This is a genomic window from Neisseria mucosa (assembly GCA_003028315.1).
GTDB classification, from domain to species: Bacteria; Pseudomonadota; Gammaproteobacteria; order Burkholderiales; family Neisseriaceae; genus Neisseria; species Neisseria mucosa.
Window position 1 is genome coordinate 1,812,801 of the sequence record CP028150.1, and the last position, 24,452, is coordinate 1,837,252.

The 24,452-nt window shown below is 48.8% G+C and carries 21 protein-coding genes and 2 pseudogenes; 7 read left to right on the forward strand and 16 right to left on the reverse strand.

The features are described from left to right. The first annotated feature begins 5 nt into the window (after positions 1-5). Positions 6-218 (forward strand): annotated as a pseudogene (locus tag NM96_09075) (hypothetical protein). 7 nt (positions 219-225) lie between these two features. Here NM96_09075 and NM96_09080 read toward each other — a convergent pair. From NM96_09080 to NM96_09130, 11 genes are all read right to left on the reverse strand, one after another. Next, the gene (locus NM96_09080) at positions 226-849 is read right to left on the reverse strand and encodes an NERD domain-containing protein (GenBank protein ID AVR79466.1); all 624 of its coding nucleotides are present in this window, start codon (positions 847-849) and stop codon (positions 226-228) included. A 507-nt stretch (positions 850-1,356) separates the two neighbouring features. Beyond that, positions 1,357-1,782 carry a F0F1 ATP synthase subunit epsilon gene (locus tag NM96_09085; GenBank protein ID AVR79467.1) on the reverse strand — a complete coding sequence of 142 codons (426 nt, stop codon included), beginning with the start codon at positions 1,780-1,782 and terminating at the stop codon, positions 1,357-1,359. A gap of 10 nt (positions 1,783-1,792) precedes the next feature. Further along, the gene (gene atpD / locus NM96_09090; protein ID AVR79468.1) at positions 1,793-3,190 is read right to left on the reverse strand and encodes a F0F1 ATP synthase subunit beta; all 1,398 of its coding nucleotides are present in this window, start codon (positions 3,188-3,190) and stop codon (positions 1,793-1,795) included. Positions 3,191-3,228: 38 nt separating this feature from the next. Further along, positions 3,229-4,104, reverse strand: coding sequence for a F0F1 ATP synthase subunit gamma (locus NM96_09095; protein AVR79469.1), 876 nt, complete (start codon positions 4,102-4,104; stop codon positions 3,229-3,231). A gap of 24 nt (positions 4,105-4,128) precedes the next feature. Next, positions 4,129-5,676, reverse strand: a complete 1,548-nt coding sequence (locus NM96_09100; protein ID AVR79470.1) for a F0F1 ATP synthase subunit alpha — start codon at positions 5,674-5,676, stop codon at positions 4,129-4,131. A gap of 10 nt (positions 5,677-5,686) precedes the next feature. Continuing rightward, the gene (locus tag NM96_09105) at positions 5,687-6,220 is read right to left on the reverse strand and encodes a F0F1 ATP synthase subunit delta (protein AVR79471.1); all 534 of its coding nucleotides are present in this window, start codon (positions 6,218-6,220) and stop codon (positions 5,687-5,689) included. Positions 6,221-6,224: 4 nt separating this feature from the next. Further along, positions 6,225-6,695, reverse strand: a complete 471-nt coding sequence (locus tag NM96_09110) for a F0F1 ATP synthase subunit B (protein ID AVR79472.1) — start codon at positions 6,693-6,695, stop codon at positions 6,225-6,227. A gap of 71 nt (positions 6,696-6,766) precedes the next feature. After that, positions 6,767-7,000, reverse strand: coding sequence for a F0F1 ATP synthase subunit C (locus tag NM96_09115; GenBank protein AVR79473.1), 234 nt, complete (start codon positions 6,998-7,000; stop codon positions 6,767-6,769). A gap of 51 nt (positions 7,001-7,051) precedes the next feature. Beyond that, entirely contained in the window at positions 7,052-7,918 is an 867-nt protein-coding gene (locus NM96_09120) for a F0F1 ATP synthase subunit A (protein AVR79474.1), read from the reverse strand. After that, positions 7,908-8,261, reverse strand: a complete 354-nt coding sequence (locus NM96_09125; protein AVR79475.1) for a F0F1 ATP synthase subunit I — start codon at positions 8,259-8,261, stop codon at positions 7,908-7,910. Before NM96_09125 ends, NM96_09120 begins: the two co-directional genes overlap by 11 nt. A gap of 257 nt (positions 8,262-8,518) precedes the next feature. Continuing rightward, complete coding sequence (locus NM96_09130; protein ID AVR79476.1) at positions 8,519-9,376, reverse strand: ParB/RepB/Spo0J family partition protein; 858 nt, start codon at positions 9,374-9,376, stop codon at positions 8,519-8,521. Positions 9,377-9,530: 154 nt separating this feature from the next. Between NM96_09130 and NM96_09135 the strand changes: the two genes are divergently transcribed. Further along, a complete protein-coding gene (locus NM96_09135; protein ID AVR79477.1) occupies positions 9,531-10,100 on the forward strand; it encodes a hypothetical protein in 570 nt (189 codons plus the stop codon). A 112-nt stretch (positions 10,101-10,212) separates the two neighbouring features. On the opposite strand, the gene groL is transcribed toward NM96_09135, so the two are convergent. From groL to NM96_09150, 3 genes and pseudogenes are all read right to left on the reverse strand, one after another. Beyond that, entirely contained in the window at positions 10,213-11,847 is a 1,635-nt protein-coding gene (groL, locus tag NM96_09140; GenBank protein ID AVR79478.1) for a chaperonin GroEL, read from the reverse strand. Between the two features lie 105 nt (positions 11,848-11,952). Beyond that, on the reverse strand, positions 11,953-12,240 hold the full coding sequence (locus NM96_09145; GenBank protein ID AVR79479.1) for a co-chaperone GroES: 288 nt from the start codon (positions 12,238-12,240) through the stop codon (positions 11,953-11,955). A gap of 32 nt (positions 12,241-12,272) precedes the next feature. Beyond that, positions 12,273-12,482 (reverse strand): annotated as a pseudogene (locus NM96_09150) (hypothetical protein). A gap of 183 nt (positions 12,483-12,665) precedes the next feature. Between NM96_09150 and NM96_09155 the strand changes: the two are divergent. The 4 genes from NM96_09155 (at position 12,666) to NM96_09170 (ending at position 20,105) form a co-directional block, all read left to right on the forward strand. Beyond that, complete coding sequence (locus NM96_09155; GenBank protein ID AVR79480.1) at positions 12,666-14,834, forward strand: TonB-dependent receptor; 2,169 nt, start codon at positions 12,666-12,668, stop codon at positions 14,832-14,834. 214 nt (positions 14,835-15,048) lie between these two features. Beyond that, a complete protein-coding gene (locus tag NM96_09160) occupies positions 15,049-16,008 on the forward strand; it encodes an iron ABC transporter substrate-binding protein (protein ID AVR79481.1) in 960 nt (319 codons plus the stop codon). A gap of 370 nt (positions 16,009-16,378) precedes the next feature. After that, a complete protein-coding gene (locus NM96_09165) occupies positions 16,379-18,475 on the forward strand; it encodes a TonB-dependent receptor (GenBank protein ID AVR79482.1) in 2,097 nt (698 codons plus the stop codon). A gap of 316 nt (positions 18,476-18,791) precedes the next feature. After that, a complete protein-coding gene (locus tag NM96_09170) occupies positions 18,792-20,105 on the forward strand; it encodes an ABC transporter substrate-binding protein (protein AVR80309.1) in 1,314 nt (437 codons plus the stop codon). Between the two features lie 299 nt (positions 20,106-20,404). Here the strand turns inward: NM96_09170 and NM96_09175 are convergent, their stop codons facing one another. Both NM96_09175 and NM96_09180 read right to left on the reverse strand, forming a co-directional pair. Further along, the gene (locus tag NM96_09175; protein AVR79483.1) at positions 20,405-21,385 is read right to left on the reverse strand and encodes an imidazoleglycerol-phosphate dehydratase HisB; all 981 of its coding nucleotides are present in this window, start codon (positions 21,383-21,385) and stop codon (positions 20,405-20,407) included. A gap of 29 nt (positions 21,386-21,414) precedes the next feature. After that, complete coding sequence (locus NM96_09180) at positions 21,415-22,494, reverse strand: histidinol-phosphate transaminase (protein AVR79484.1); 1,080 nt, start codon at positions 22,492-22,494, stop codon at positions 21,415-21,417. A 512-nt stretch (positions 22,495-23,006) separates the two neighbouring features. Between NM96_09180 and dacB the strand changes: the two genes are divergently transcribed. Beyond that, positions 23,007-24,416: a D-alanyl-D-alanine carboxypeptidase/D-alanyl-D-alanine-endopeptidase gene (dacB, locus tag NM96_09185; GenBank protein ID AVR79485.1), complete on the forward strand. Its 1,410-nt coding sequence runs from the start codon at positions 23,007-23,009 to the stop codon at positions 24,414-24,416. The last annotated feature ends 36 nt before the right edge of the window (positions 24,417-24,452 follow it).

Here is a 24,452-nt window from a genome sequence, read left to right on the forward strand (position 1 = left end):
TAACGATACGCTCAAACAAAAGGTCGTCTGAAAACCGCTTCAGGTTTCAGACGACCTTTTATGTTCAACCTATAATTTCAAAAACTGCTGTATTACCTACAAATTTTCTGTTCTATAGTGGATTAAATTTAAATCAGGACAAGGCGACGAAGCCGCAGACAGTACAGATAGTACGGCAAGGCGAGGCAACGCCGTACTGGTTTAAAGTTAATCCACTATACTTTATTAAGCGTGTGATCGAGAACCATTTTGACCAAACACATTATCAAATTCATTACTCTCTAAAATTTCTTTGATTTCAGCAACTTTGTCGTCATTTAAAACGACTTCGCTATATTGTGCAATGTATTCATTGAATTCTGTAGATTCAATGACATTATCCGGCATCATAGTTTGGAATTGGCAATTTCCCGAAAATACGACAACCGAGTAAAACAAACGCGGGCTTAAATCAAGCTGCCGCACTAAAGCTTGGATATAGCGTTGATTCTGTGCCAATGGATTAGGGAAAAGCATCTTGGTTCTATGGAATTTCTGCGTCCACATCCCATCTCCGTTATCCCCCCAAATACGGCCTTGGTAATTCGGTGTAGATACGATAAAAATACCGAATCGTGAAACGTAAACATAATCAATTTGTTCATGTGTTCCTGAAATACGTATATCAAGATGACGGAAAACATGATATGAATTTTCATCCAAGTAGCATTGAGCACGCACATTAACAGCAAAACGGCTGATAAACCGTTTTACTGAATCTTGCTTACTGACAAGCGCAGCCAAAATCAGTATCAGGCTATATCCCGCCATACCTGATACACCATCCCCAAATATGAAATCAAAGTTCATGACAAATTATCCGCAATATGAAATATTTATTTTTTTTCGCAATAGGTTACACATTAATTTATGATAATGTATTTTAAAATTATAACCCAATTAGCATTTTTTACAATAAAAATACCGTTTATGCAAAATAAAAACCTCTTATCTATAAATTTTGTTGTTTTTTGATTCCAAATAAAATAGCAATCCTCCTAAATAGCCAAACTTTATTCATTATTGGAATAGGCAATAGGTGTCCTTAAAAACAAAAAAGTCGTCTTAAATACATTCAGACGACATTAAAACAACTTTAAAATGCGATAGATCTTACCAAAATATTTGCTTTATCCTATAAAAACCGTATTCAGTAAACAACCTTTATTGCCGAATCAGAAAAGTAAAATTATGCGCAATAAAGGAATCATTTAAAACTTTTCTATACCATTCGTTACCTAAGATTCTGCCCTGCTAAAAATCATTTATCATAAAAAAGCACGGTAATCAACCGTGCTTTTTGCAAAGCAAATCTGCTTATTTGTTTTTGTGCGAACGAAGATAATCCAAGGTCTTGAGTTGGGCAATCGCTGCGGCCAAGGCTTTGTGTGCTTCAGCCAGCGATTTATCGTCTTTGGCTTGAGAAATACCGGTTTCCGCCGCTTTCTTGGCAGCTTCCGCGCGCTCCCGATCCATCTCGGAACTGCGTACGGCAACATCCGCCAACACAGTAAGTTGGTTGGGCTGCACTTCCAGCACTCCGCCGGAAACGGCAACAAGCACTTCTTCGGCTTCGCCCGGCACGGTCAAACGCAATGCACCGGGACGTACCAAACTCATAATCGGCTCGTGTCGCGGATAAATACCGAGCTCACCTTGAACAGTCGGAACCACTACAAAACTGGCTTCGCCTGAATAGATGTTCTGCTCGCTACTTACCACTTCAACTCGCATGATGCTCATGCCGACCTCCTTAGTTTAAGGTTTTCGCTTTCTCGACCGCTTCTTCGATACCGCCTACCATGTAGAAAGCTTGCTCAGGCAGATGGTCGTATTCACCGCTCAAGATAGCTTTAAAGCCGGCAATGGTGTCACGCAGCGATACATATTTGCCGGGAGAGCCGGTAAATACTTCGGCAACGTGGAACGGTTGCGACAGGAAGCGTTGAATCTTACGCGCACGCATCACGGTCAGTTTATCTTCGTCTGACAATTCGTCCATACCCAGAATGGCAATAATATCGCGCAATTCTTTGTATTTTTGCAGGGTAGATTGTACGCCGCGGGCTACATCATAGTGTTCTTGACCCAATACCATCGGATCCAGTTGGCGCGAAGTGGAATCGAGCGGGTCAACTGCGGGGTAAATACCCAAAGAGGCGATATCACGGCTCAATACGACAGTGGCGTCCAAGTGGGCAAATGTCGTTGCAGGAGACGGGTCAGTCAAGTCATCCGCAGGTACATATACGGCTTGAATGGAGGTAATGGAGCCTGTTTGGGTAGAGGTAATACGCTCTTGCAAACGACCCATTTCTTCAGCCAATGTCGGTTGGTAACCTACTGCTGAAGGCATACGACCCAACAATGCGGATACTTCGGTACCGGCCAGGGTGTAACGGTAGATATTGTCCACGAAGAACAATACGTCACGGCCTTTGCCGCTTTCGTCTTTTTCATCACGGAAGTATTCGGCCATCGTCAAACCGGTCAAGGCTACACGCAGACGGTTACCCGGAGGTTCGTTCATCTGACCGTAAACCATCGCCACTTTGTCCAATACGTTGGAATCTTTCATCTCGTGGTAGAAGTCATTACCTTCACGGGTACGCTCACCCACACCTGCAAACACGGACAAACCGCTATGTGCTTTGGCGATGTTGTTAATTAATTCCATCATGTTGACGGTTTTGCCTACACCGGCACCACCGAACAGACCTACTTTACCGCCTTTGGCAAACGGACACAGCAAGTCAATCACTTTAATGCCGGTTTCCAGCAGCTCAGTAGTCGCAGACAGTTCATCAAATTTCGGAGCTGTCTGATGGATGGCACGGTGTTTGTCGGTATCAATCGGACCTGCTTCGTCAACAGGCGTACCCAATACATCGACAATACGTCCCAAAGTACCTTTACCTACCGGTACTGTAATCGGCGCACCTGTATTGCTTACAGTCATGCCGCGTTTCAAACCATCCGAACTACCCATTGCAATAGTACGAACTACGCCGTCACCCAGAAGCTGTTGCACTTCCAAAGTCAGGCCGTTTGCATCCAATTTCAGGGCGTCGTAAACACGCGGAATGGCATCACGCGGAAACTCCACGTCAACTACCGCACCAATAATTTGTACGATTTTGCCTTGGCTCATTATCGTATCCTAATTTCCTGTTCAGGTTTCAGACGACATTAAACTGCCGCCGCACCTGCTACAATTTCTGACAATTCCGTGGTAATCGCAGCTTGACGCGATTTGTTATATACCAAACGCAACTCTTTAATGGCATTGCCTGCATTGTCGGTGGCTGCTTTCATTGCCACCATACGCGCAGCTTGCTCAGATGCCATATTGTCACTCAATGCTTGGTAAACCACAGACTCTAAATAGCGGCGAACCAGATATTCCAACACAGCGACAGGACTTGGCTCATAACGGTATTCCCAACTGAATGAAGAATAACTCTCCTCGTCTTCTATCACATTTTCGCCGATAGGCAGCAGAACCTCCAACCGTGGTTCTTGACGCATGGTATTCACAAAACATGAATACACCAGATGTATCTTATCTAACTCATGCTTCTCGTAACGTTGGAAGATTTCAGTCAATGGACCAAGCAGCAATTCCATTCTTGGGGTATCACCCAAATTAATCGCACTGGCAATAACGTTCAAACCGATGTTTTGACAAGCTGCCAAACCTTTACTACCTAAACAGACGACATCAACTTCAATGCCTTGTTCCTGGTATTCTTGGACTTGCGCTAAGAATTTCTTCAAAACATTCGCGTTCAAACCACCGCAAAGACCTTTATCAGAGGTGATTAAAATGAAACCTACCCGACGTGTTTCACGATGAGGTGCCAATAATTTAATACCGTGATCTTCATGGGTTCGCGCCAAATGACTCATAACTGTCCGTACTTTTTCGGCATACGGACGCGCCAAGCGCATCCGTTCCTGAGTCTTCCGCATTTTAGAGGTTGACACCATCTGCATCGCTTTAGTGATCTTTTGGGTATTTTGAACACTACGGATTTTGGTGAGAATCTCTTTTCCGACTGCCATTTCAGACTCCTTTCATTTCAGCTCTTAGGCTTGGTAAGCATAAGAAGATTTGAAAGAATTCATGGCTTCGGTCAATGCTTTTTCGCTTTCATCGGACATCGCACCTGATGCGTTGATTGCTTCTAAAACACCAGGATGCTGAGTGCGTACAAAGCTCAAAAATTCCGCTTCGAAAGCCAATGCCTTGGATACCGGTACATCTTCGTAAGAACCATTATTAATGGCCCACAAGGTCAAAGCCATTTCAGCTGTATCCAAAGTGCTGAATTGTTTTTGCTTCATCAATTCAGTAACCACTTCACCGTGTTGCAGCTGTTTGCGTGTAGCTTCATCCAAATCGGAAGCAAATTGCGAGAAGGCTGCCAACTCACGATATTGGGCAAGTGCCAAACGGATACCGCCACCCAGTTTTTTAATTACTTTGGTTTGCGCAGCACCACCTACGCGCGATACCGAAATACCGGCATTAATCGCAGGACGGATACCGGCGTTAAACAAGTCGGTTTCCAAGAAAATCTGACCGTCGGTAATCGAAATCACGTTTGTCGGTACGAATGCAGAGACGTCGCCGGCTTGCGTTTCAATAATTGGCAATGCAGTCAGAGAGCCTGTTTTGCCCTTCACTTCGCCATTGGTCAGTTTTTCAACTTCGTGTTCATTTACACGGGCAGCACGCTCCAACAAGCGGGAGTGCAGATAGAAAACGTCGCCAGGATATGCTTCACGACCGGGAGGACGGCGCAGCAACAGGGAAATTTGACGGTAAGCAACAGCTTGTTTGGACAAGTCATCATATACAATCAATGCGTCTTCACCGCGGTCGCGGAAAAACTCGCCCATCGTACAACCTGCATAAGGTGCGATATATTGCAAAGCCGCAGCTTCAGAAGCAGTCGCCGCAACCACAATAGTGTGTTCCATTGCGCCATGCTCTTCCAATTTGCGTACTACGTTGGCAATAGAAGATGCTTTTTGACCGATTGCAACATAAATACAGATAACGCCCGTACCTTTTTGGTTGACAATAGCATCCAATGCTACGGCTGTTTTACCTGTTTGACGGTCACCAATGATCAACTCACGTTGACCGCGACCAATCGGAACCATTGAGTCAATGGCCTTCAGACCGGTTTGCATAGGCTGGTCAACTGATTTACGGGCAATTACACCCGGTGCAATTTTTTCGATTGGCGCTGTGGAAGATGTGTTGATCGGGCCTTTGCCATCAATCGGGCGACCCAATGCATCTACAACGCGACCAACCAACTCACGACCGACAGGTACTTCCAAAATACGGCCGGTACAAGTAACTGTGTCGCCTTCTTTAATATGTTCGTATTCACCCAACACTACGGCGCCGACGGAGTCGCGCTCCAAGTTCATCGCCAAACCGAAAGTGTTACCCGGGAATTCGAGCATCTCACCTTGCATTGCGTCTGACAAGCCATGAATACGAACAATACCGTCTGTTACAGAAATAACCGTACCACGGGTACGTACTTCTGTATTTCCAGACAGATTTTCAATTTTAGCTTTAATCAAATCGCTAATTTCAGCAGGATTAAGCTGCATGAAAACTCTCCTAATTTGTCATAGTCGCATACAGGGCATTCAATTTACCCCGCACCGACAAATCCAAGACCTGGTCACCCACTTCAACTTTGACACCGCCAATTAATTCAGGCGCGACTTCAGTTGTAATCTGCAACTTACTATCAAAGCGTTTTTTCAATATTTCAGCCAACTCAGCCAATTGATCTTCAGTCAATGGATAAGCACTGTAAATCACAGCGGACTTAGTATGATTGAATGACAAGGTTAAAGCTTGATATTGAGCATAGACTTCAGGCAATACAGGCAAACGTTTTTGCTCTGCCAGAACAGTAATGAAATTCTTCAATTCATCACTTTTTAATTCAACGAGTTCGGCAAGTACATTTACCTTTTCAGAAGTATTGATTTCAGGTTGCTCAAGAAAAGAAATCACTTTCTGATTTTGAACAACCGCGGCTAATTCTTCCAGTCCGCCCAACCAAGACTCAATTTGGTTTTTTTCCTGCGCCAGATTAAACAATGCTTTCGCATAAGGTCTGGCAATCGTTGCGAACTCAGCCATAAGATTACAGCTCCTGTTTTAAAGCGCTGAGCAGCTGCGCATGTTTTGAAGTATCTACTTCACTGCGCAAAATAGACTCTGCACCTTTAACCGCCAATGCAGCAACCTGTTCACGCAAAACTTCGCGTGCACGATTCATTTCTTGCTGGGCATCAGCTTTAGCTTGTGCTGTAATCCGCACTGCCTCGACAGTAGCTTGCTCTTTCGCTTCTTCTACGATTTTGGCGGCACGTTTTTCGGCGTTTGCTACCATTTCGGAAACTTGGTTACGCCCTTCAGCCAAGAGTTCTGCAACTTTCTTCTCTGCCTGTTCAAAATCGCTCTTACCGCGCTCGGCAGCAGCCAAGCCTTCGGCAATTTTTGCGGCACGCTCATCCAATGCTTTTGCGATTGGCGGCCACACGAATTTCATGGTAAACCAAACCAAACCGAAAAAGACGATGATTTGAGCGAATAAGGTTGCATTAATATTCACGTTAGTTAACCTTCGTACTAGTGTTAATCAAACAGACCGAAGTCTGTACCTAGACGGATCACGCCGTTTGATTATGCACCAAATGGTTTAACGAAGGCGAACAACAGTGCAATAGCCACACCAATCAGGAATGCGGCATCAATCAGACCAGCAATCAGGAACAATTTAGTTTGCAGCGGACCAATCAATTCAGGTTGACGAGCAGAAGACTCCAAATATTTGGAACCGACCATTGCGATACCGATAGAGGCACCCAATGCACCCAATGCTACGATCAAACCACATGCAATTGCTACCAAACCCATTTTTTACTCCTTGAGAAAACAAAGAAAGTTAATGAAAAACTACCTAATAAATTAATGTGCATCATGAGCTTGTCCGATATAGACAAACGCCAAGGCCATAAAGATAAATGCCTGCAGGGTAATCACCAAGATATGGAAAATCGCCCATGCCAATCCGGCAAGGATGTGGAAACCAAACAGAATCGGATCCAACACTTCAACGCTTCCAGATGTCGCCCAAGCGCCACCCAGCAAAGCAATCAGAAGGAACACCAGCTCACCGGCATACATGTTACCGAACAACCGCATACCGTGAGAAACTGTTTTAGAGAGAAATTCGACCAGATTCAAAAGGAAGTTGGCGGGAGCAAGTTTGGCGCCGAACGGAGCGCTGAACAACTCATGAATCCAACCACGGATACCTTTGATTTTGATATTGTAATAAATACAAATCACCAAGACACCGATAGCCAACGCTAATGTGGTATTCAAATCTGCGGTCGGTACAATACGCAACAATGCATGATGGTTACCGGTAATGTTTTGCCATAGCCACGGGAACAAATCGACCGGCAGCATATCCATGGCATTCATCAGGAAAATCCATACAAACAGCGTCAAGCCTAACGGAGCAATGGCTTTTCGAGATTGCTCGTTGTGAATAATGCTTTTGCACATATCATCCACAAACTCAAACAAAATCTCGACGGCAGCCTGAAAACGCCCCGGCACACCCGCCGTCGCCTTCTTAGCCCCACGCAAAAGTAGGAAACTTCCGATTACACCCAACAATACAGAGAAAAATATTGCATCAATATTAATAAAAGAAAAATCAGCAATATTATCCAAGCCTTGTCCCTTAGCGACATCGGAAAGGCTGGTCAAACTTTGCAAGTGGTGCGTGATGTAATCAGTAGCAGTAATTTTGTCACCTGCCATAATGCTTCACTCTCAACAATACTAAAAAAACGAAATGGCTGACACCGAGCAATCCGAACAAGAACGGAAAGAATATCAAAGACTGATGCCAAACTGCGAATACGGCAAGCATCATCACCAGTGACAGCACTACTTTTAAAATTTCCCCGATAATGAACGCTTTACCATGATACAAAGGGTTGCGCTTGGAAAATTTTAAAAGTAAAACTGCGATAGAAGACGGGACTAAATAACAAACTCCCCCTGCGACAGAAGACCAAAATCCATCCACACCCGCAAAAACAGCACTTAATACAGAAATAATTAATAAAACAATGATTTGATAAACTAAAATCTGATTCATGCAAAATTAGGGGGTACAACGGAAATGGTCAAGCGATGCTAGAATATAATGAAGAAGCCTGCACACGTCAAGAGATAGTTAACCTTTGTGAAATAACACCAGCCACATTTAACAACGTATGTAATTTTTTATTCTATCACAAATTACATTAAATTACAGCCATTATCCAGTAATTCTATTTCAATAAAAAAGTCATCTGAAAACTGGAGAAGACGTTTTCAGATGGCCTTAATTTTAAATTTTCCGCACAACCTAATTCACATCTGATAATCGATGCCCAACTGTTTCAGCAGATATTCAAATGTTTCCGGCGTATCAAAGTGGAGGACGATTTTGCCTTTTTTGTGATTGGTGGTTTTGACTTCCGCGTTAACGCCCAGCCTTTCGGTCAACACGTCGTTCAGACGACGTATATCGGGGCTGATGGTTTTTTTGATTTCCTGTTTGGTTTGATGGGCGATTTGGCTGCGGCGTTCGACTTCGCGCACCGACCAACCGTTTTTTACTGCTTTTTGCGCCAATTCAAGCTGCTCGACCACGGGCAGGGTCAGCAGGGCGCGGGCGTGTCCCATTTCAAGATGGCGGTGGTAGAGCATTTCTTGGACGGGTTCGGGCAGGCTCAACAGGCGCAGGCTGTTGGAAATGGCGCTGCGGCTTTTGCCGACCGCCTTGGCGATGGTTTCATGAGTCAGTCCGAACTCGTCGGCGAGGCGTTTCAAACCTTGCGCTTCTTCAATCGGGTTTAAGTTTTCGCGTTGCAGGTTTTCAATCAAACCCATTGCCAGCGCGGTTTCGTCGCTGATGGTTTTGATGACGACCGGAATCTCGGTCAGTCCGGCGAGCTGGGATGCGCGCCAGCGGCGTTCGCCGGCGATCAGTTCGTATTGGGAAAGGCCGTGTTCGCGCACGATGACCGGCTGGATAACGCCTTGCGCTTTAATTGAATCCGCCAGCTCCTGCAAGGCTTCGTCGTCCATCTGTACCCGCGCCTGATAGCGGCCGGGTTGGATGTCGTTGATGGCGACGGTAGTCAGGCGGTCGCTGCTGCTGTTGTCCACGCCGTTGGAAATCAGGGAATCTAAACCGCGGCCCAAACCGCCTTTTGCTTTTGCCATATTGAATCCTTTTCAGACGACCTTCCATAAAGCGCGTATTCTAGCGGATATTCGCAGGTGGCGACAATTCATATCACATCGTCTGTATTTATCAGACCGTATATTTTCAGCTAAAATCCAGCCTTCTATTTTTTATCGAACCACTCGTCATTCAATGCTTTATTCTTTTCTTACCGATATGTGGGATATTCTGCGTCTGCGCTATAAAAATCCTGCTGATTATTTCTATATGCTGCCTGTCATTTTGGCGATTTTGCTGCTGTTGGGCATGATTAATGCGGCAGATATGTCGACCTTGCTCGGCGTCAGCACTGCCACCGTTGTCTTTGGCGTGTTGGTTACCGTCATAAAGTGGCTGATTTTGAGCCGTGTGATGCGTCATGTTTTGAGCAGAAACGGCGCGCCACGCCTGCCTTTATGGGGATTCATCTTGGCATCGGAAGCTTTGATGATTCCGGCGCTGCTTGTGTTTTACGTCCCGCAGATTACGCCGCTGCTGATGTTTTGGAAGACTTGGGCGTTTGGGGCGCAGGCTGTCGGCTTGATGAAGATGGGACAGGTTAAAGTTTGGACGATATTCAAAGGCTATCTTTTGTACTTCTGCTGCATGGTTCTGATTATAGGGATTTTGATACAGCTGTTTACACTGGCTGGCTGGTTCGATAAAGCAACGCTAATGCAAAATTTTAATGCGTTAACGGCTGCTATGGAGCAGGCAAGATAAGCCAGGGTCGTCTGAAAATCTACCCTTCTCGTTTTCAGACGACCTTCTTTCAAAGAAAAAACCTGCACGGTTGTCCGTGCAGGTTTTTGTTTGCGCTCAGGTTGGGGCAACCTTACATCATGCCGCCCATTCCACCCATGCCGCCCATGTCAGGCATAGCTGGTTTTTCTTCAGGGATTTCGGCAATCATGCAGTCTGTCGTCAGCATCAGGCCGGCGATAGACGCGGCGTGTTGCAGCGCGGAACGGGTTACTTTGGCAGGGTCGAGTACGCCCATTTCAATCATATCGCCGTATTCGCCGGAGCCTGCGTTGTAACCGTAGTTGCCTTTGCCTTCCAGCACTTTGTTCACCACTACGCTAGGCTCGCCGCCTGCGTTGGCAACGATTTGGCGCAGCGGAGACTCAACGGCACGCAAGACGATTTGTACGCCTGCGTCTTGGTCGGCATTGCCGGTGTGCAGGTTTTCCAAAGCGGCACGGGCGCGCAACAGGGCTACGCCGCCGCCTGCAACCACGCCTTCTTCAACGGCTGCACGGGTAGCGTGCAGCGCGTCTTCCACGCGGTCTTTTTTCTCTTTCATTTCGACTTCGGTAGCGGCACCGACTTTAATCACTGCCACGCCGCCTGCCAATTTGGCAACGCGCTCTTGCAGTTTTTCTTTGTCGTAATCGCTGGTTGCGGTTTCGATTTGTTGGCGGATTTCGGCAACACGCGCTTCGATTTGGGCAGCGTCGCCGAAGCCGTCGATGATGGTGGTGTTTTCTTTACCGATTTCGATGCGTTTGGCTTGACCCAAGTCTTCCAAAGTGGCTTTTTCCAAAGACAGGCCGACTTCTTCGGCAATCACGGTGCCGCCGGTCAGAATGGCGATGTCTTGCAACATGGCTTTGCGGCGGTCGCCGAAGCCCGGGGCTTTCACGGCAACGGTTTTCAGGATGCCGCGGATGTTGTTCACGACCAAAGTCGCCAAGGCTTCGCCTTCTACGTCTTCAGCGATGATCAACAGCGGACGGCTGGCTTTTGCCACTTGTTCCAAAACAGGCAGCAGGTCGCGGATGTTGCTGATTTTTTTGTCAAACAACAAAACAAACGGATTATCCAGCGCGGCGATTTGTTTTTCCGCGTCGTTGATGAAGTAAGGGGACAGGTAGCCGCGGTCGAACTGCATGCCTTCGACGACATCCAATTCGTTTTCCAAAGATTTGCCGTCTTCAACGGTAATCACGCCTTCTTTGCCGACTTTTTCCATCGCTTCGGCAATAATCGCGCCGACTTGTTCGTCAGAGTTGGCGGAAATCGAGCCGACTTGGGCGATTTCTTTGGAAGTGTCGCAAGGTTTGGCGATGTTTTTCAGCTCTTCAACCAAAGCGGCAACGGCTTTGTCGATACCGCGTTTCAGGTCGGTCGGGTTCATGCCGGCGGTAACGTATTTCATGCCTTCGGCTACGATGGCTTGTGCCAGTACGGTGGCGGTAGTCGTACCGTCGCCCGCTACGTCGTTGGTTTTGGACGCGACTTCTTTCACCATTTGCGCGCCCATGTTTTCGAATTTGTCTTTCAGTTCGATTTCTTTAGCGACGGTAACGCCGTCTTTGGTGATGTGCGGGCCGCCGAATGCGCGGTCAACGACTACGTTGCGGCCTTTAGGACCCAAAGTTACGCGGACGGCGTTTGCCAGAGTGTTCACGCCGCTGACCATTTTTTGGCGGACTTCGTTACCGAACTGTACGTCTTTTGCTGCCATATTTTGATTCTCCTAATTTATTTAATACATTTGATTCTGTCTGAGGTCGTCTGAAAACCTTGTATGCCTTTTCAGACGACCTGTCGTTTTGAATGCACGGAATGCTTATTCCACAATCCCGAAAATGTCTTCTTCGCGCATTACCAACAGCTCTTCGCCGTCGGCTTTTACGGTTTGACCGCTGTATTTGCCGAAAATGACTTTGTCGCCGACTTTGACATCCAGCGGACGGCGGTTGCCGTCTTTACCGATTTTGCCTGCGCCCACGGCGATCACTTCGCCCATATCGGGTTTTTCAGCGGCTGCGCCCGGCAAGACGATGCCTGATGCGGTTTTTTCTTCAGCTTCCAAGCGTTTGACGACGACGCGGTCGTGTAAAGGACGGATGGTCATGTTTTATGCTCCGATAAATAGTTTGAAAACAATCATCTGCCTTCATCCGGCAGATGCGGTTTGAAAAAGAAGGCGGCAAGTTTGTCAACAAACTTACCTTAACACAGCGGCAAATTAGGGTTTGTCCCGATAAATTCAAGGGAAGAAGTAAAAATTTTCTATGCGGGGTCGTCTGAAAACAGACATGACAAGTTGCGCACCATCCCCGCCCTACTTTCAATGCTGATCAAGCAGGCAGGCATTTTCAGACGACCTTTTACAGACGGTGGGCTTCACATGCTTCAATCAACAAAAAACCAAACATTATTGGCGCAAAACTATGCACACCTTTACAAAATAATATCCCACCTTTAAAATAAATAAAAATTATTATTAATAAATAATTTATTGATTAACTGAAACTTATCCAACAGAAGGAAATTTCCATGACTTCACCCCTGTTCCGCTTCAGCCTGCTTTCAATGGCACTCGCCGCCGGTTTTGCCCACGCGGAAAACGAAGCGAAAGAAAGTGTTACCCTTGATACCGTTACCGTAAAAGGCGACCGCCAAGGTAGCAAGGTCAAAACTAATATCGTCACCCTTCGTCAAAAAGACGAAAGCACATCAACCGATTTGCGCGAATTGTTAAAAGAAGAACCTGCCATCGATTTCGGCGGCGGTAACGGCACATCCCAACACATGACCTTGCGCGGCATGGGTCAGAACTCTGTCGACATCAAGGTGGACAACGCCTATTCCGACAGCCAAATCCTTTACCACCAAGGCAGATTTATTGTCGATCCCGCTTTGGTTAAAGTCGTTTCCGTACAAAAAGGCGCGGGTTCCGCCTCTGCCGGTATCGGCGCAACCAACGGCGCGATCATCGCCAAAACCGTCGATGCCCAAGACCTGCTCAAAGGCTTGGATAAAAACTGGGGCGTGCGCCTCAGCAGCGGCTATGCCTCTAATGACGGCGTAAACTACGGCGCAAGCGTATTCGGAAAAGAGGGCAACTTCGACGGTTTGTTCTCCTACAACCGCAACGATGAAAAAGAGTACGAAGCAGGTAAAGGCTACAAAAGTCCCAACGGCGGCAAAACCGTACCTTACAGCGCACTGGACAAACGCAGCTACCTGGCCAAAATCGGAACAACCTTCGGCGACGGCGACCACCGCATCGTGTTGAGCCACATGAAAGACCAGCACCGGGGCATCCGTACTGTGCGTGAAGAGTTTACAATCTTCGAGTCCGACCCTGCAAAAGACAGGCAGAAACCCTCATACCGTGAAACTACCCAATCCAACACCAACTTGGAGTACACGGGTAAAAACCTGGGCTTTGTCGAAAAACTGAACGCCAACGCCTATGTGTTGGAAAACGAACGCTATTCCGCCGATGACAGCGGCAGCGGTTACGCAGGCAATGTGGTCGGCCCTAACCATACCCGAATCGCCACTCGTGGTGCGAACTTCAACTTCGACAGCCGCCTTGCCGAACAAACCCTGTTGAAATACGGTATCAACTACCGCCATCAGGAAATCGAGCCGCAAGCGTTTTTGAACAACGAATTTAAGATCTCCGGTAAGAAACCAGACCCCAAAGATCCTAAAAAAGAAATAGATAAGACCGATGAAGAAAAAGCGAAAGACAAGAAAGTTATGGATCTTGTCCATTCCTACAAACTGTCCAACCCGACCAAAACCGATACCGGCGCGTATATCGAAGCCATTCACGAAATTAACGGCTTTACCCTGACCGGCGGACTGCGTTACGACCGCTTCAAGGTGAAAACCCATGACGGCAAAACCGTTTCAAGCAGCAGCCTTAACCCGAGTTTCGGCGTGATTTGGCAGCCGCACGAACACTGGAGCTTCAGCGCAAGCCACAACTACGCCAGCCGCAGCCCGCGCCTGTATGACGCGCTGCAAACCCACGGCAAGCGCGGCATCATCTCGATTGCCGACGGCACCAAAGCCGAACGCGCGCGCAATACCGAAATCGGTTTCAACTACAACGACGGCACGTTTGCCGCAAACGGCAGCTACTTCTGGCAGACCATCAAAGACGCGCTTGCCAATCCGCAAAACCGCCACGACTCTGTCGCCATCCGTGAAGCCGTCAATGCCGGCTACATCAAAAACCACGGTTACGAATTGGGCGCGTCCTACCGCACCGGCGGCTTGACTGCCAAAGTCGGCGTAAGCCACAGCAAACCGCGTTTTTACGATACACACAAAGATAAATTGTTAAGCGCGAACCCCGAGTTTGGCGCACAAACCGGCCGCACTTGGACGGCTTCCCTTGCCTACCGCTTCCAAAATCCGAATCTGGAAATCGGCTGGCGCGGACGCTATGTTCAAAAAGCCGTGGGTTCGATATTGGTGGCAGGTCAAAAAGGTCGCGACGGCAAACTGGAAAACGTTGTACGCCAAGGTTTCGGTGTGAACGATGTCTTCGCCAACTGGAAACCATTGGGCAAAGACACGCTCAATATCAATCTTTCAGTTAACAACGTGTTCAACAAGTTCTACTATCCGCACAGTCAACGCTGGACCAATACCCTACCAGGTACCGGACGTGATGTACGCTTGGGCGTTAACTACCGCTTCTAAAAAGAGCGGGTAAAATACGGGCAGGTCGTCTGAATCAGCTTCGGTTTTCAGACGACCTGTCCGTCTATCAGATTTCTCAATCTGGCATTTTCCAAACCTTTTTTTGACAACGGCAGGATTGGAACAGGTATTTGATGCGTGCATCCGCTTTGCGGATTTTCAGACGACCCGTCCATATTATCTGCCCCGAACCCGACAACGGAGAAATTATCCCATGTTACGTTTAACTGCTTTAGCCGTATGCTGCGCCCTTGCTTTGGGTGCGTGTTCGCCGAAAGATTCCGCTTCAAACCAAAACGCCCAAACCGCTTCCGCAGCCCAAACCGAAGGCGCGGGTTTGACCGTCAAAACGACGCGCGGCGACGCGAAAGTACCGCAAAATCCCGAACGCATCGCCGTTTACGATTTGGGTATGCTCGATACTTTAAACAAATTGGGTGTGAAAACCGGTTTGTCCATCGACAAAAACCTGCTGCCTTATTTGGACGAATATTTCAAAACGACAAAACCTGCCGGTACGCTGTTCGAGCCGGATTACGAGGCGCTCAACGCCTATAAGCCGCAGCTCATCATCATCGGCAGCCGCGCAGCCAAAGCGTTTGACAAGTTGAACGCCATTGCGCCGACCATCGAAATGACCGCCGATACCGCCAACCTCAAAGAAAGTGCCAAAGAGCGTATCGACGCGCTGGCGCAAATCTTCGGCAAACAGGCGGAAGCCGACAAGCTGAAGGCGGAAATCGACGCATCTTTCGACGCTGCGAAAACTGCCGCGCAAGGTAAAGGCAAAGGTTTGGTGATTCTGGTCAACGGCGGGAAAATGTCCGCCTTCGGCCCGTCTTCACGACTGGGCGGCTGGCTGCACAAAGACATCGGCGTTCCGGCCGTTGACGAAGCCATCAAAGAAGGCAGCCACGGTCAGCCCGTCAGCTTCGAATACCTGAAAGAGAAAAATCCCGACTGGCTGTTTGTCCTTGACAGGGGCGCTGCCATCGGCGAAGAAGGACAGGCGGCGAAAGACGTGTTGAACAATCCGCTGGTCGCCGAAACAACCGCATGGAAAAAAGGACAAGTGGTTTACCTCGTTCCCGAAACCTACTTGGCGGCGGGCGGCGCGCAAGAATTGCTGAACGCTTCCAAACAGGTTACCGACGCGTTTAAGGCTGCGAAGTAATTTGATTTGATTAAAAAAAGGTCGTCTGAAACCACAAATCAGGGTTTCAGACGACCTTTCTCTATACGCCATCCCTCCATCCAAATATCCGCATCACACCCCCTCTTCCTAAAACACAGGTTTCCCATCCCCGCTGGCCTTGCCGCAGCCATCAAACAACGCGACGTCGCAGCAAAAATATCGCCAGCCCTTCCGAAAATCCGGCTTCTGCCACATTCGGTTAAAGAGCATCAATAAATGTAGGCCTCTGAAAATATGATTAATATTCTCGGAGTAATGTATATTGTTTGCAAATCATTATCAAAAAATATTAGAATATACACTCTTGCTTTAACGCAACACCCCTTAATCACCCATCTAGAGGAAGAACATGAAATCCCCCCATTCCCCCGCCTTCCGTTTCAGCATCATGGTGCTGGCACTGTCTTCAGGTTTTGCCCATGCAGACAACGTTCGCCCCGAAGCGACTGCCGAACTGAAAGAAGTCGTCGTTACCGGTACTGCCGTACCGACCCGCGTTACCCGCAACCAGCTTGACCGCGAAACTTCGACCGATTTGAAACAAGTCATGAAAGACCAAATCGGTATGGATGTCGGCGGCGGCAACGGTGTGGCGCAGTTTTACAGCATCCGCGGCGTCGGCGAAGATAAGATTAATCTGGAAGTGGACGGCACCAGCCAATCCACCAAAATCTTCCACCACCAAAGTCGCTTCCAGCTTGATCCCGCTTTGGTGAAAAGCATCAACGTCGAAAAAGGCACAGGCGCGGCGAGCGCGGGCTTGGGCGCGGTTGGCGGTACCATCCGCGTAACGACGGTTGACGCGAAAGACCTGCTGACGGACGGCAAACCTTTCGGTTTCAAACTCGGCGCGGGCTTGAGCAGCAATAAAGGCTCAACCGGCAACGCGGCGGTTTACGGCTATCAAAACGGCTTCGATGCCCTGTTTGCAGGCAACTTCCTCAACAACCGCGACTACAAAGACGGCAACGGCAATGTCAACCGCGGCAGTCGTCTGAAACAGCACAGCTACCTCGCCAAACTCGGCTACGACTTCAACGACGACCACGGCATCCGCCTGACCTACCGTCAGGAATACCAAAAAGGCAACCGCACCGACAAAGCCGAGTTCCAAAACGTTGACAGCTACGTCGGCGTGGACGGCACTTATCAAAAAGAACAATCCTACAATCTGGAATACCGCGGCCGCAACGTCGGCTTCCTCGACAAAATCGACGCCAACGTCTTCCAAATCAACACCGACGACACCAAGCCGCCTAAAGGCGCGCCTTCCCCGAAAGCCCACGCCTCCGGCACGGCGCAAGGCGGCGTTCCCATCGGTCAGCTTGAGTTGAGCAAAATCAAAGCGACCGGCGCGAATCTGAACCTCGCCAGCTCTTTCGGCGACGGACACATGGTGAAATACGGCGTCAACTACCGCCACGAAACCTCCGAGCCGTCCGACAAAGGCGCGTGGCTGAAGATTCTCGGCCTGTATGACCGCGACAAAGAGAAGAAAGCCGAATACGGCGTGTACGCGGAAGGCATCTGGAACCTGCACCCCGTTACCCTGACCACCGGCCTGCGTTACGACCATTTCAAATACAACGCCGCCAGCAAACAAAGCGCGTCGCACGGTCAGCTCAACCCCAGCATCGGCGCGATTTGGGACATCAACGACAACTTCTCGCTCTTGGCAAACCTCAATCAGGCAAGCCGTGCGCCCCGCCTGAACGAAGCCCTGTTGGCTAACGAACGCGCAGGCGCCGCCGCCGATTTGGACAGCAACCTCAAAGCCGAAACCGCCCGCCGTGCCGAACTCGGCTTCAAATGGCGCAACGACAACTTCAACGTCAGCGGCAGCGTGTTCCACCAACGCATCAAAGACCTCATCGTCTATCGTTGGGCAAAAATCAACAACAACACCGCCTCCATTACCGAACGCGGCAAGATTTACAACGGCGGCACGCTCAAAACTTACGGCTACGAACTTGACGCATCCTACCGCTGGGGTGGCCTGACCGCACGCGCCGGCGTATCCTACGTCAAACCCCGCCTGAACGGCGAAATGTACTACGGCGAAAGCCCGATTCAAGCGGAAGACCACGAAAGCTCGTTCACCTTCTGGAACACCGGCCGCCAATGGCTGACCGGCCTGTCTTATCAGTTTGAAAACCCCAAACTCGAAATCGGCTGGCGTGGCCGCTACGCCCAAAGCGTGAAATACACCGACGTCGCCCGCGGACAAGGCACGATACACGGCAAGAAATCAGGCTACGGCGTACACGACATCTACGCCAACTGGCAGCCGCTGAAAAAAGACAACCTGAACGTCAACTTCGCCGTCAACAACATCGGCAACAAGCAATACCGTTCGCACAGCCAACGCTTCCCCGACGGCAACGGTCGCACTCCCTTCTACGAACGCGGCCGCGAGTTCGCCTTGGGCGTGAATTACCGCTTCTGATAGAAACGTTGACAAAAGGTCGTCTGAAACCTGATTTTTGGGTTTCAGACGACCTTTTTTAATGTATTAAGGTAAGAGCAGAATTTACCCCCTGCCGCCATTTCCACCCCATTACCTTTCCGCACATGGCACAATCAACCGTTCAACATCTTTAAACAATCTTTTGTCGCAAAAATCAAACACAAACCGCCGCCAACTCACCCATCTCCCTGCAAAACACAAATAACATTTTGTTTTTGTCATGATTGTATCTATGATATTGGATTTATGCCGTTTGATAAAAACGCACCATTTCAACCAAAAAAAGGGGGACAATATGTCTGCAATCAACACCAAAATCAAAACCATCATCCTCACCGCCGTCAGCGCGGCAATCCTTTCAGCCTGCGGCGGTGGCGGCGGTGGCGATACCGCCGCACTTTCCACCGGCTCGACATCTACCGGCGGCAGCGGCAGTCCTGCCAAAAACGGCGGTACCGGCAACAATAACAACGCTAATACCGGCAATGCCAATAACGATAACAGCACAGCCCAGACTCCCGCTCTCAGCAACAAAGCCGATAAGCTTGAAGAACTGAAAGACGAAGCCCCGCTTCCAGCCTTAAACCAAGATACTCCGCTGCACACCCATGTCATTTCTTCCGAAAGTGCACAACAAGGTAATCCGAATGTACAACTTCGCATGAAAAGAAACAACGACACTACAGAATATACAGGCGGATACTACCAAACCGACAGTCAAGAAAATGATCAGCATGGTTTGATAAGCTCACTCAATTTCAAGCAGGATGGAAGTGTTAAAACCGACGAACTTAAATTGGATGCAGTCGTAATTGCAAACCAACGCAATGAAGGCAAAGCTACACAAGCCGAATGGCCTTCAGCTTCTTCTCTAATTGTAAAAGCATTCTCTGAAGATGCAACTCCACCTACTTTCTCAAATCCTAATGATCCTTTGAATTCAAACTATAGAGATCTAGTATATTCAGACATTAGCAAATTAGCATACTTCAAAAAAGGCAATCTCGCTGCTGGAGACGGGAAAAACGTCGTCTTCGACAAACGCTTTGACGGCGTATATGTCATCCAATTTACCGATGGTACGCAAATCGTCATGCACGACCCTGCGGCAGCAGGCTGGGCTTACCAAACCTTTGCATTCTATAAAGATCCCAAAAACGATGTCGCATTCGGCTATCAAAGTTTGGGCGACGAAACCAAGTTTACCGCCCTCCCTGCCAGCGGCACAGCAACTTACAACGGCCTGACCACAGCCTACGTTGTGAAAGACGATCAAAGCCGTCAGCTGACCGCCAATGTCAAAGCCATTGTCGATTTCGGCTTGAAAGGCGTACGCTTTGAGACTGCCAATTCCCAATTCCATTCTCTCGACACCAACGGCCGCCGCGTAACCGAGGCCGATGAGAAATACGACATGAAAGGTACGGCAAAATGGGAAAACGGCAACCTCTTTCTCGGCAAGGTCGAAGCTGCCGCAGCCGGCTTGAAAGGTAATTTGAGCGGTAAATTCTTCGGTCCGTCCGCCGCAGAAATCGGCGGTACCTACGGCCTGCAAAACAAAGACGGCAGCGAACACTTGATCGGCGGTTACGGCGCGAAACGTCAATAAACCATCCTCAATCTGCCGAAAGGTCGTCTGAAAACCAGGAAACAGGTTTTCAGACGACCTTTTCTTTTATCCCCATTTAGAAAGAACTTTCCCGCTTCGTTATTTCTATGCAAGCGGGAATGATGGTTGACGACTGAGGCGGTATCGAAGATTCAGTATATTCCCCATACCTTCCGCAATCTCGCCTTACTTAAAACATAAAACAGCAAAAGACACCAATAATTAAGCGTCCTTATCATGTTCAAAGGTCGTCTGAAAACCTGTTTCTCCGGTTTTCAGACGACCTTTTTTAAAGCGGATTACGCTTCGCTTTGCGCTTCTTCTTCAACGGTAACTTCAACGGCAACGGATTCGTCGCTCAAAGTGCCTTTGGTGGACGGGGTTTGTCCTGCCATGCGCGGGTCGTATTCTGCCGCCATGCGCAGGGCGCGGCCGAAGGCTTTGAATACGGTTTCGGCTTGGTGGTGGGCGTTGCTGCCGCTGAGGTTGTCGATGTGCAGGGTCATCATGCTGTGGTTGACGACGCCGTGGAAGAATTCTTCAAACAGGTCAACGTCAAAACGTCCGATGAGGGCACGGGTGAAGTCGATGTTGTACACGAGTCCGGGACGGCCGGAGAGGTCGATGACAACGCGGCTCAAGGCTTCGTCGAGCGGAACGTAGGCATGGCCGTAACGGCGGATACCGGCTTTGCTGCCCAAGGCTTGTTTCAGGGCTTGTCCGAGTACGATGCCGATGTCTTCGACGGTGTGGTGGTCGTCGATGTGCAAATCGCCTTTGCAGGTGATATCGAGGTCGATCATGCCGTGGCGGGCGACTTGGGCAAGCATATGCTCAAGGAAGGGGACGCCGGTGTCGAAACGGTATTGTCCGGTGCCGTCGAGGTTGAGGCTGAGGGTGATTTGGGTTTCGCTGGTGTTGCGGGTGATGCTGACTGCGCGGCCTTCTGCGGGCATATGGAATGCCGGTGCGGCGGCTGCGGCTGCTTGGGCGGCACGCTCTTGGCGGGCGGCTTCGGCGGCTGCGGCTTTTTCTTTGTCTTTGCTGTGGTCGCGGTTTAACCAGCCTTTGCGTTTGTGCATGCCGGCTTCGAGTTTGGCGGCAAGGCTGGGGCGGATGCCGCGCGCTTTTTCGTCTTCTGCCTGCTCTTCAAGGCGGCGTTTCAGTTGGGACAGGGATGCCGCGTTGTCGTAACCGCATTTGCGGGCAAGTTTGGTCAGCGAGCCTGCTTCTTCAACAAGCTGCAGGAAATTGGCAAGGTGGAGTTGAGTGATGGTCATAGGTTTACTCTCTGTGAAGTTTTAAAAAATCAGGCATAAAGCTTGCGGATAATATCCAGTACGGCATCGTTTTGCTCGGGACTGCCGATGGTAATGCGGACGCACTGCGCCAAAAGCGGATGCGTGCCGTGGAGTTTCTTAATCAGGATGCGGTTTTCTTTAAGCGTGTTAAACAATGCGTCTGCATCGGGAACGCGCACGGTAATGAAATTCGCTTCGCTGGGGAAGGCTTTCAGACGACCCATGGCGGACAATTCGCTGAAAACGCGTTCGCGTTCGGCTTTTAAAATATCGATGGTCGTCTGAATCGCGTCGTGGTGTTGCAGGGCGAATTTGGCGGTCGCCAAGCTTAATTGGTTCATATTGTAGGGCGGCAGGATTTTCGCCAGCTCGCCCATTACGGCGGGGCTTCCTGCCGCATAGCCGATGCGCAGTCCGGCAAAACCGATTTTGCTGATGGTGCGCATCACGACCAAATTTTCAATGCTGCCCGCCTGCGGCAGAAAACTGTCGCGGCTGAATGCGCCGTATGCTTCATCGACAACGACGATGCCGCGCGCCGCGCGGATAATGGCTTCGACTTCTTCACGGCGGAAGCATACGCCTGTCGGATTGTTCGGATAGGCGATGAAAATCAGCGCGGGCTGATGTTTGTCAATGGCGGATAAAACGGCGGGCAAATCAAGCGTGAAATCTTCATTGAGCGGCACGCCGACATAATTCATGCCGTACAGCTCGGCATTGTGCCGATACATCACGAAACTCGGTTCAACCGCGAGCATGGTCGCGCCGGATTGGGCAACGAGCAGGGTCATGAATTGGATTAACTCGTCCGAGCCGTTTCCTAAAGCGATGGCGGCAGATTCAGGAATGTTGAAGGCTTTTCTTAAAGTTTCCTGAAGCCCGCTGGCGGCGGGATTGGGGTAAAGATGAATCGGTGCTCGGGCAATCAGCCGCAGCCATTCGTTTGACAGCTCGGGAAAACGGGCAAACGGATGATACGGACTTTCCATTGCATCCAGCTTGATGAAGCCTTCGGGCAAGTCGGCAATTCGGTAGGCGGACATGGATTTGATGTCGTCGCGGATGAAATTAGCTATATCTTTCATAATTCCCCTCCAGATTCTACTATCTCAAAATAATTCAACGATTCCTCCGCAATATAACACAACTTTTTTAAATAATCACTGAAGAAATCAATAAATAATTGACACCACCGATAAAAAAGACATATCCCTTATTTATTTTATTTGATACCAGCTTAACCATATATTTTTAATAGATTATAATTTTTAATATTATATCCCAAAAAATACCCGATATATATATTTGAAATTGAAAAATATCGTATTTTAGAGACCTATTTACCGTTTTATGCAATATTCAATACAACTATCCTTACACCTCCATTTATCTAACTTATCTTTTAAAATAGGTAAAGATTCTGTTTATTTATATGAATTCAAAAAATACCGGCTGATGCATTAGATAGCTTTTGTTTTAGAAGGTAATAAATCCAAAATAGGTATATTCAAGACATTGATGCACCTGATTTATTTTTTACCATCATGATACTTTGTCTTATAATTATGCTTTATGTATTTTCAGAAGTCTCAACAATATGAATTGGAAAAAAACGGTAGCGGCATGGTATTTGTGTTTAATGCCGTTCTCTGCCTACGCCTTGAATCTCGGCAATATCCCGCCGGACGAAATCGCCGTTTACGCTCAAGAATTGGACAGCGGCAAAGTTATCGAATCACACAGAGCAGATGCTTCAGTCAACCCGGCATCGACAATGAAGCTGCTAACAGCATTTTCCGCCTTTGAAGCTTTGGGTAAGGATTACCGCTGGAAAACGGAATTTAAAACCAACGGACATATTGAAGGCGATTCGTTGGAAGGCGATATTTATTGGGTAGGCAGTGGCGATCCTGTGTTTGACCAAGACGGACTGAAGGATGCCCTGCAACAACTGCAAAACAAAGGTATCAGGCATATTAAAGGTAGCCTAGTACTCGACCGCCATCTCTGGGGTACCGTCGGCAACCCGCCGGATTTCGAATCCGACGCAGGTTCACCGTTTATGACCGCCCCCGACCCGAATATGCTGGCTTACAAGGTTGTCTGGCTCAGGCCGGAGTCAGATGGCGCAGGCGGCATTACCGTCGAGACCTCGCCTCCCCTACCCGATATTCCTATTGAAAACAAAACCGTACTGTCAAACGCTTTAAAATGCGGCGCATTGCAAAATCATATGCGTGCCAACTATTCCGATGGGAAGCTACATATCGGCGGTAAGGTTCCGGAGAGTTGTTTAGGCAAAGAAATGCATATCAATATGCTCTCCTCCGTAGAATTTGCACACAAAAGCTTTGTAAATCAATGGCGCGCACTCGGCGGTACGATTTCAGACGACCTCAAAACCGCTCCTGCACCGAGTAACGCAAGAACGCTGGCAGTTTCGCGCTCCAAACCGTTGTCAGACATACTGACCGATATGAATAAACATTCCAACAACCTGATTGCACGGTCCGTATTCTTAAAACTTGGCGGCAACGGCGACAGCGAAACCGCACGCAGAAAAGCAGCGGAAGCGGTTTCCCTGGAATTGGCGACTGCAGGGGTAGATACGGAAAACTTGGTTTTGGAAAACGGTTCGGGCTTATCGAGAAGCGAGCGCGTTACCGCGCACATGATGGGGCAAATGCTGGAAAAAGCCTATTTCAGCCCGTTTAAACAAGAATTTATCGACACGCTGCCGATTGCCGGACAGGACGGAACATTGAAAAAACGCCTAAAGCAACCCGGCAGCCGACTGCGTCTGAAAACCGGCACGCTCAAAAACGTGCGGGCACTGGCAGGCTACTGGCTGGGCGACAAGCCGATGATTGTCGTCGTAATCATCAACAGCCCCAAAGCCTCAGCCTACCTTCACGACTTGGATGCGCTGGTTTCCCAAATAGTCTTACCCGGAGGAAACGATTGGATAGATGCAAAACTGACCTGCAAAGAGCGGATGGCAGTTTAAACCCTGCCAGAAATAATCCGACTTTGATTTTCCGTC

Coding starts and splice junctions, on each gene's coding strand:
- NM96_09105 (AVR79471.1), bottom strand. CDS start 6,220: ATGGCTGAGTTCGCAACGATTGCCAGACCTTATGCGAAAGCATTGTTT.
- NM96_09175 (AVR79483.1), bottom strand. CDS start 21,385: ATGACCATCACTCAACTCCACCTTGCCAATTTCCTGCAGCTTGTTGAA.
- NM96_09135 (AVR79477.1), top strand. CDS start 9,531: ATGCTTTATTCTTTTCTTACCGATATGTGGGATATTCTGCGTCTGCGC.
- NM96_09095 (AVR79469.1), bottom strand. CDS start 4,104: ATGGCAGTCGGAAAAGAGATTCTCACCAAAATCCGTAGTGTTCAAAAT.
- NM96_09085 (AVR79467.1), bottom strand. CDS start 1,782: ATGAGCATCATGCGAGTTGAAGTGGTAAGTAGCGAGCAGAACATCTAT.
- atpD (AVR79468.1), bottom strand. CDS start 3,190: ATGAGCCAAGGCAAAATCGTACAAATTATTGGTGCGGTAGTTGACGTG.
- NM96_09160 (AVR79481.1), top strand. CDS start 15,049: ATGTTACGTTTAACTGCTTTAGCCGTATGCTGCGCCCTTGCTTTGGGT.
- NM96_09180 (AVR79484.1), bottom strand. CDS start 22,494: ATGAAAGATATAGCTAATTTCATCCGCGACGACATCAAATCCATGTCC.
- dacB (AVR79485.1), top strand. CDS start 23,007: ATGAATTGGAAAAAAACGGTAGCGGCATGGTATTTGTGTTTAATGCCG.
- NM96_09170 (AVR80309.1), top strand. CDS start 18,792: ATGTCTGCAATCAACACCAAAATCAAAACCATCATCCTCACCGCCGTC.
- NM96_09165 (AVR79482.1), top strand. CDS start 16,379: ATGAAATCCCCCCATTCCCCCGCCTTCCGTTTCAGCATCATGGTGCTG.
- NM96_09080 (AVR79466.1), bottom strand. CDS start 849: ATGAACTTTGATTTCATATTTGGGGATGGTGTATCAGGTATGGCGGGA.
- NM96_09125 (AVR79475.1), bottom strand. CDS start 8,261: ATGAATCAGATTTTAGTTTATCAAATCATTGTTTTATTAATTATTTCT.
- NM96_09100 (AVR79470.1), bottom strand. CDS start 5,676: ATGCAGCTTAATCCTGCTGAAATTAGCGATTTGATTAAAGCTAAAATT.
- NM96_09120 (AVR79474.1), bottom strand. CDS start 7,918: ATGGCAGGTGACAAAATTACTGCTACTGATTACATCACGCACCACTTG.
- groL (AVR79478.1), bottom strand. CDS start 11,847: ATGGCAGCAAAAGACGTACAGTTCGGTAACGAAGTCCGCCAAAAAATG.
- NM96_09145 (AVR79479.1), bottom strand. CDS start 12,240: ATGACCATCCGTCCTTTACACGACCGCGTCGTCGTCAAACGCTTGGAA.
- NM96_09115 (AVR79473.1), bottom strand. CDS start 7,000: ATGGGTTTGGTAGCAATTGCATGTGGTTTGATCGTAGCATTGGGTGCA.
- NM96_09130 (AVR79476.1), bottom strand. CDS start 9,376: ATGGCAAAAGCAAAAGGCGGTTTGGGCCGCGGTTTAGATTCCCTGATT.
- NM96_09155 (AVR79480.1), top strand. CDS start 12,666: ATGACTTCACCCCTGTTCCGCTTCAGCCTGCTTTCAATGGCACTCGCC.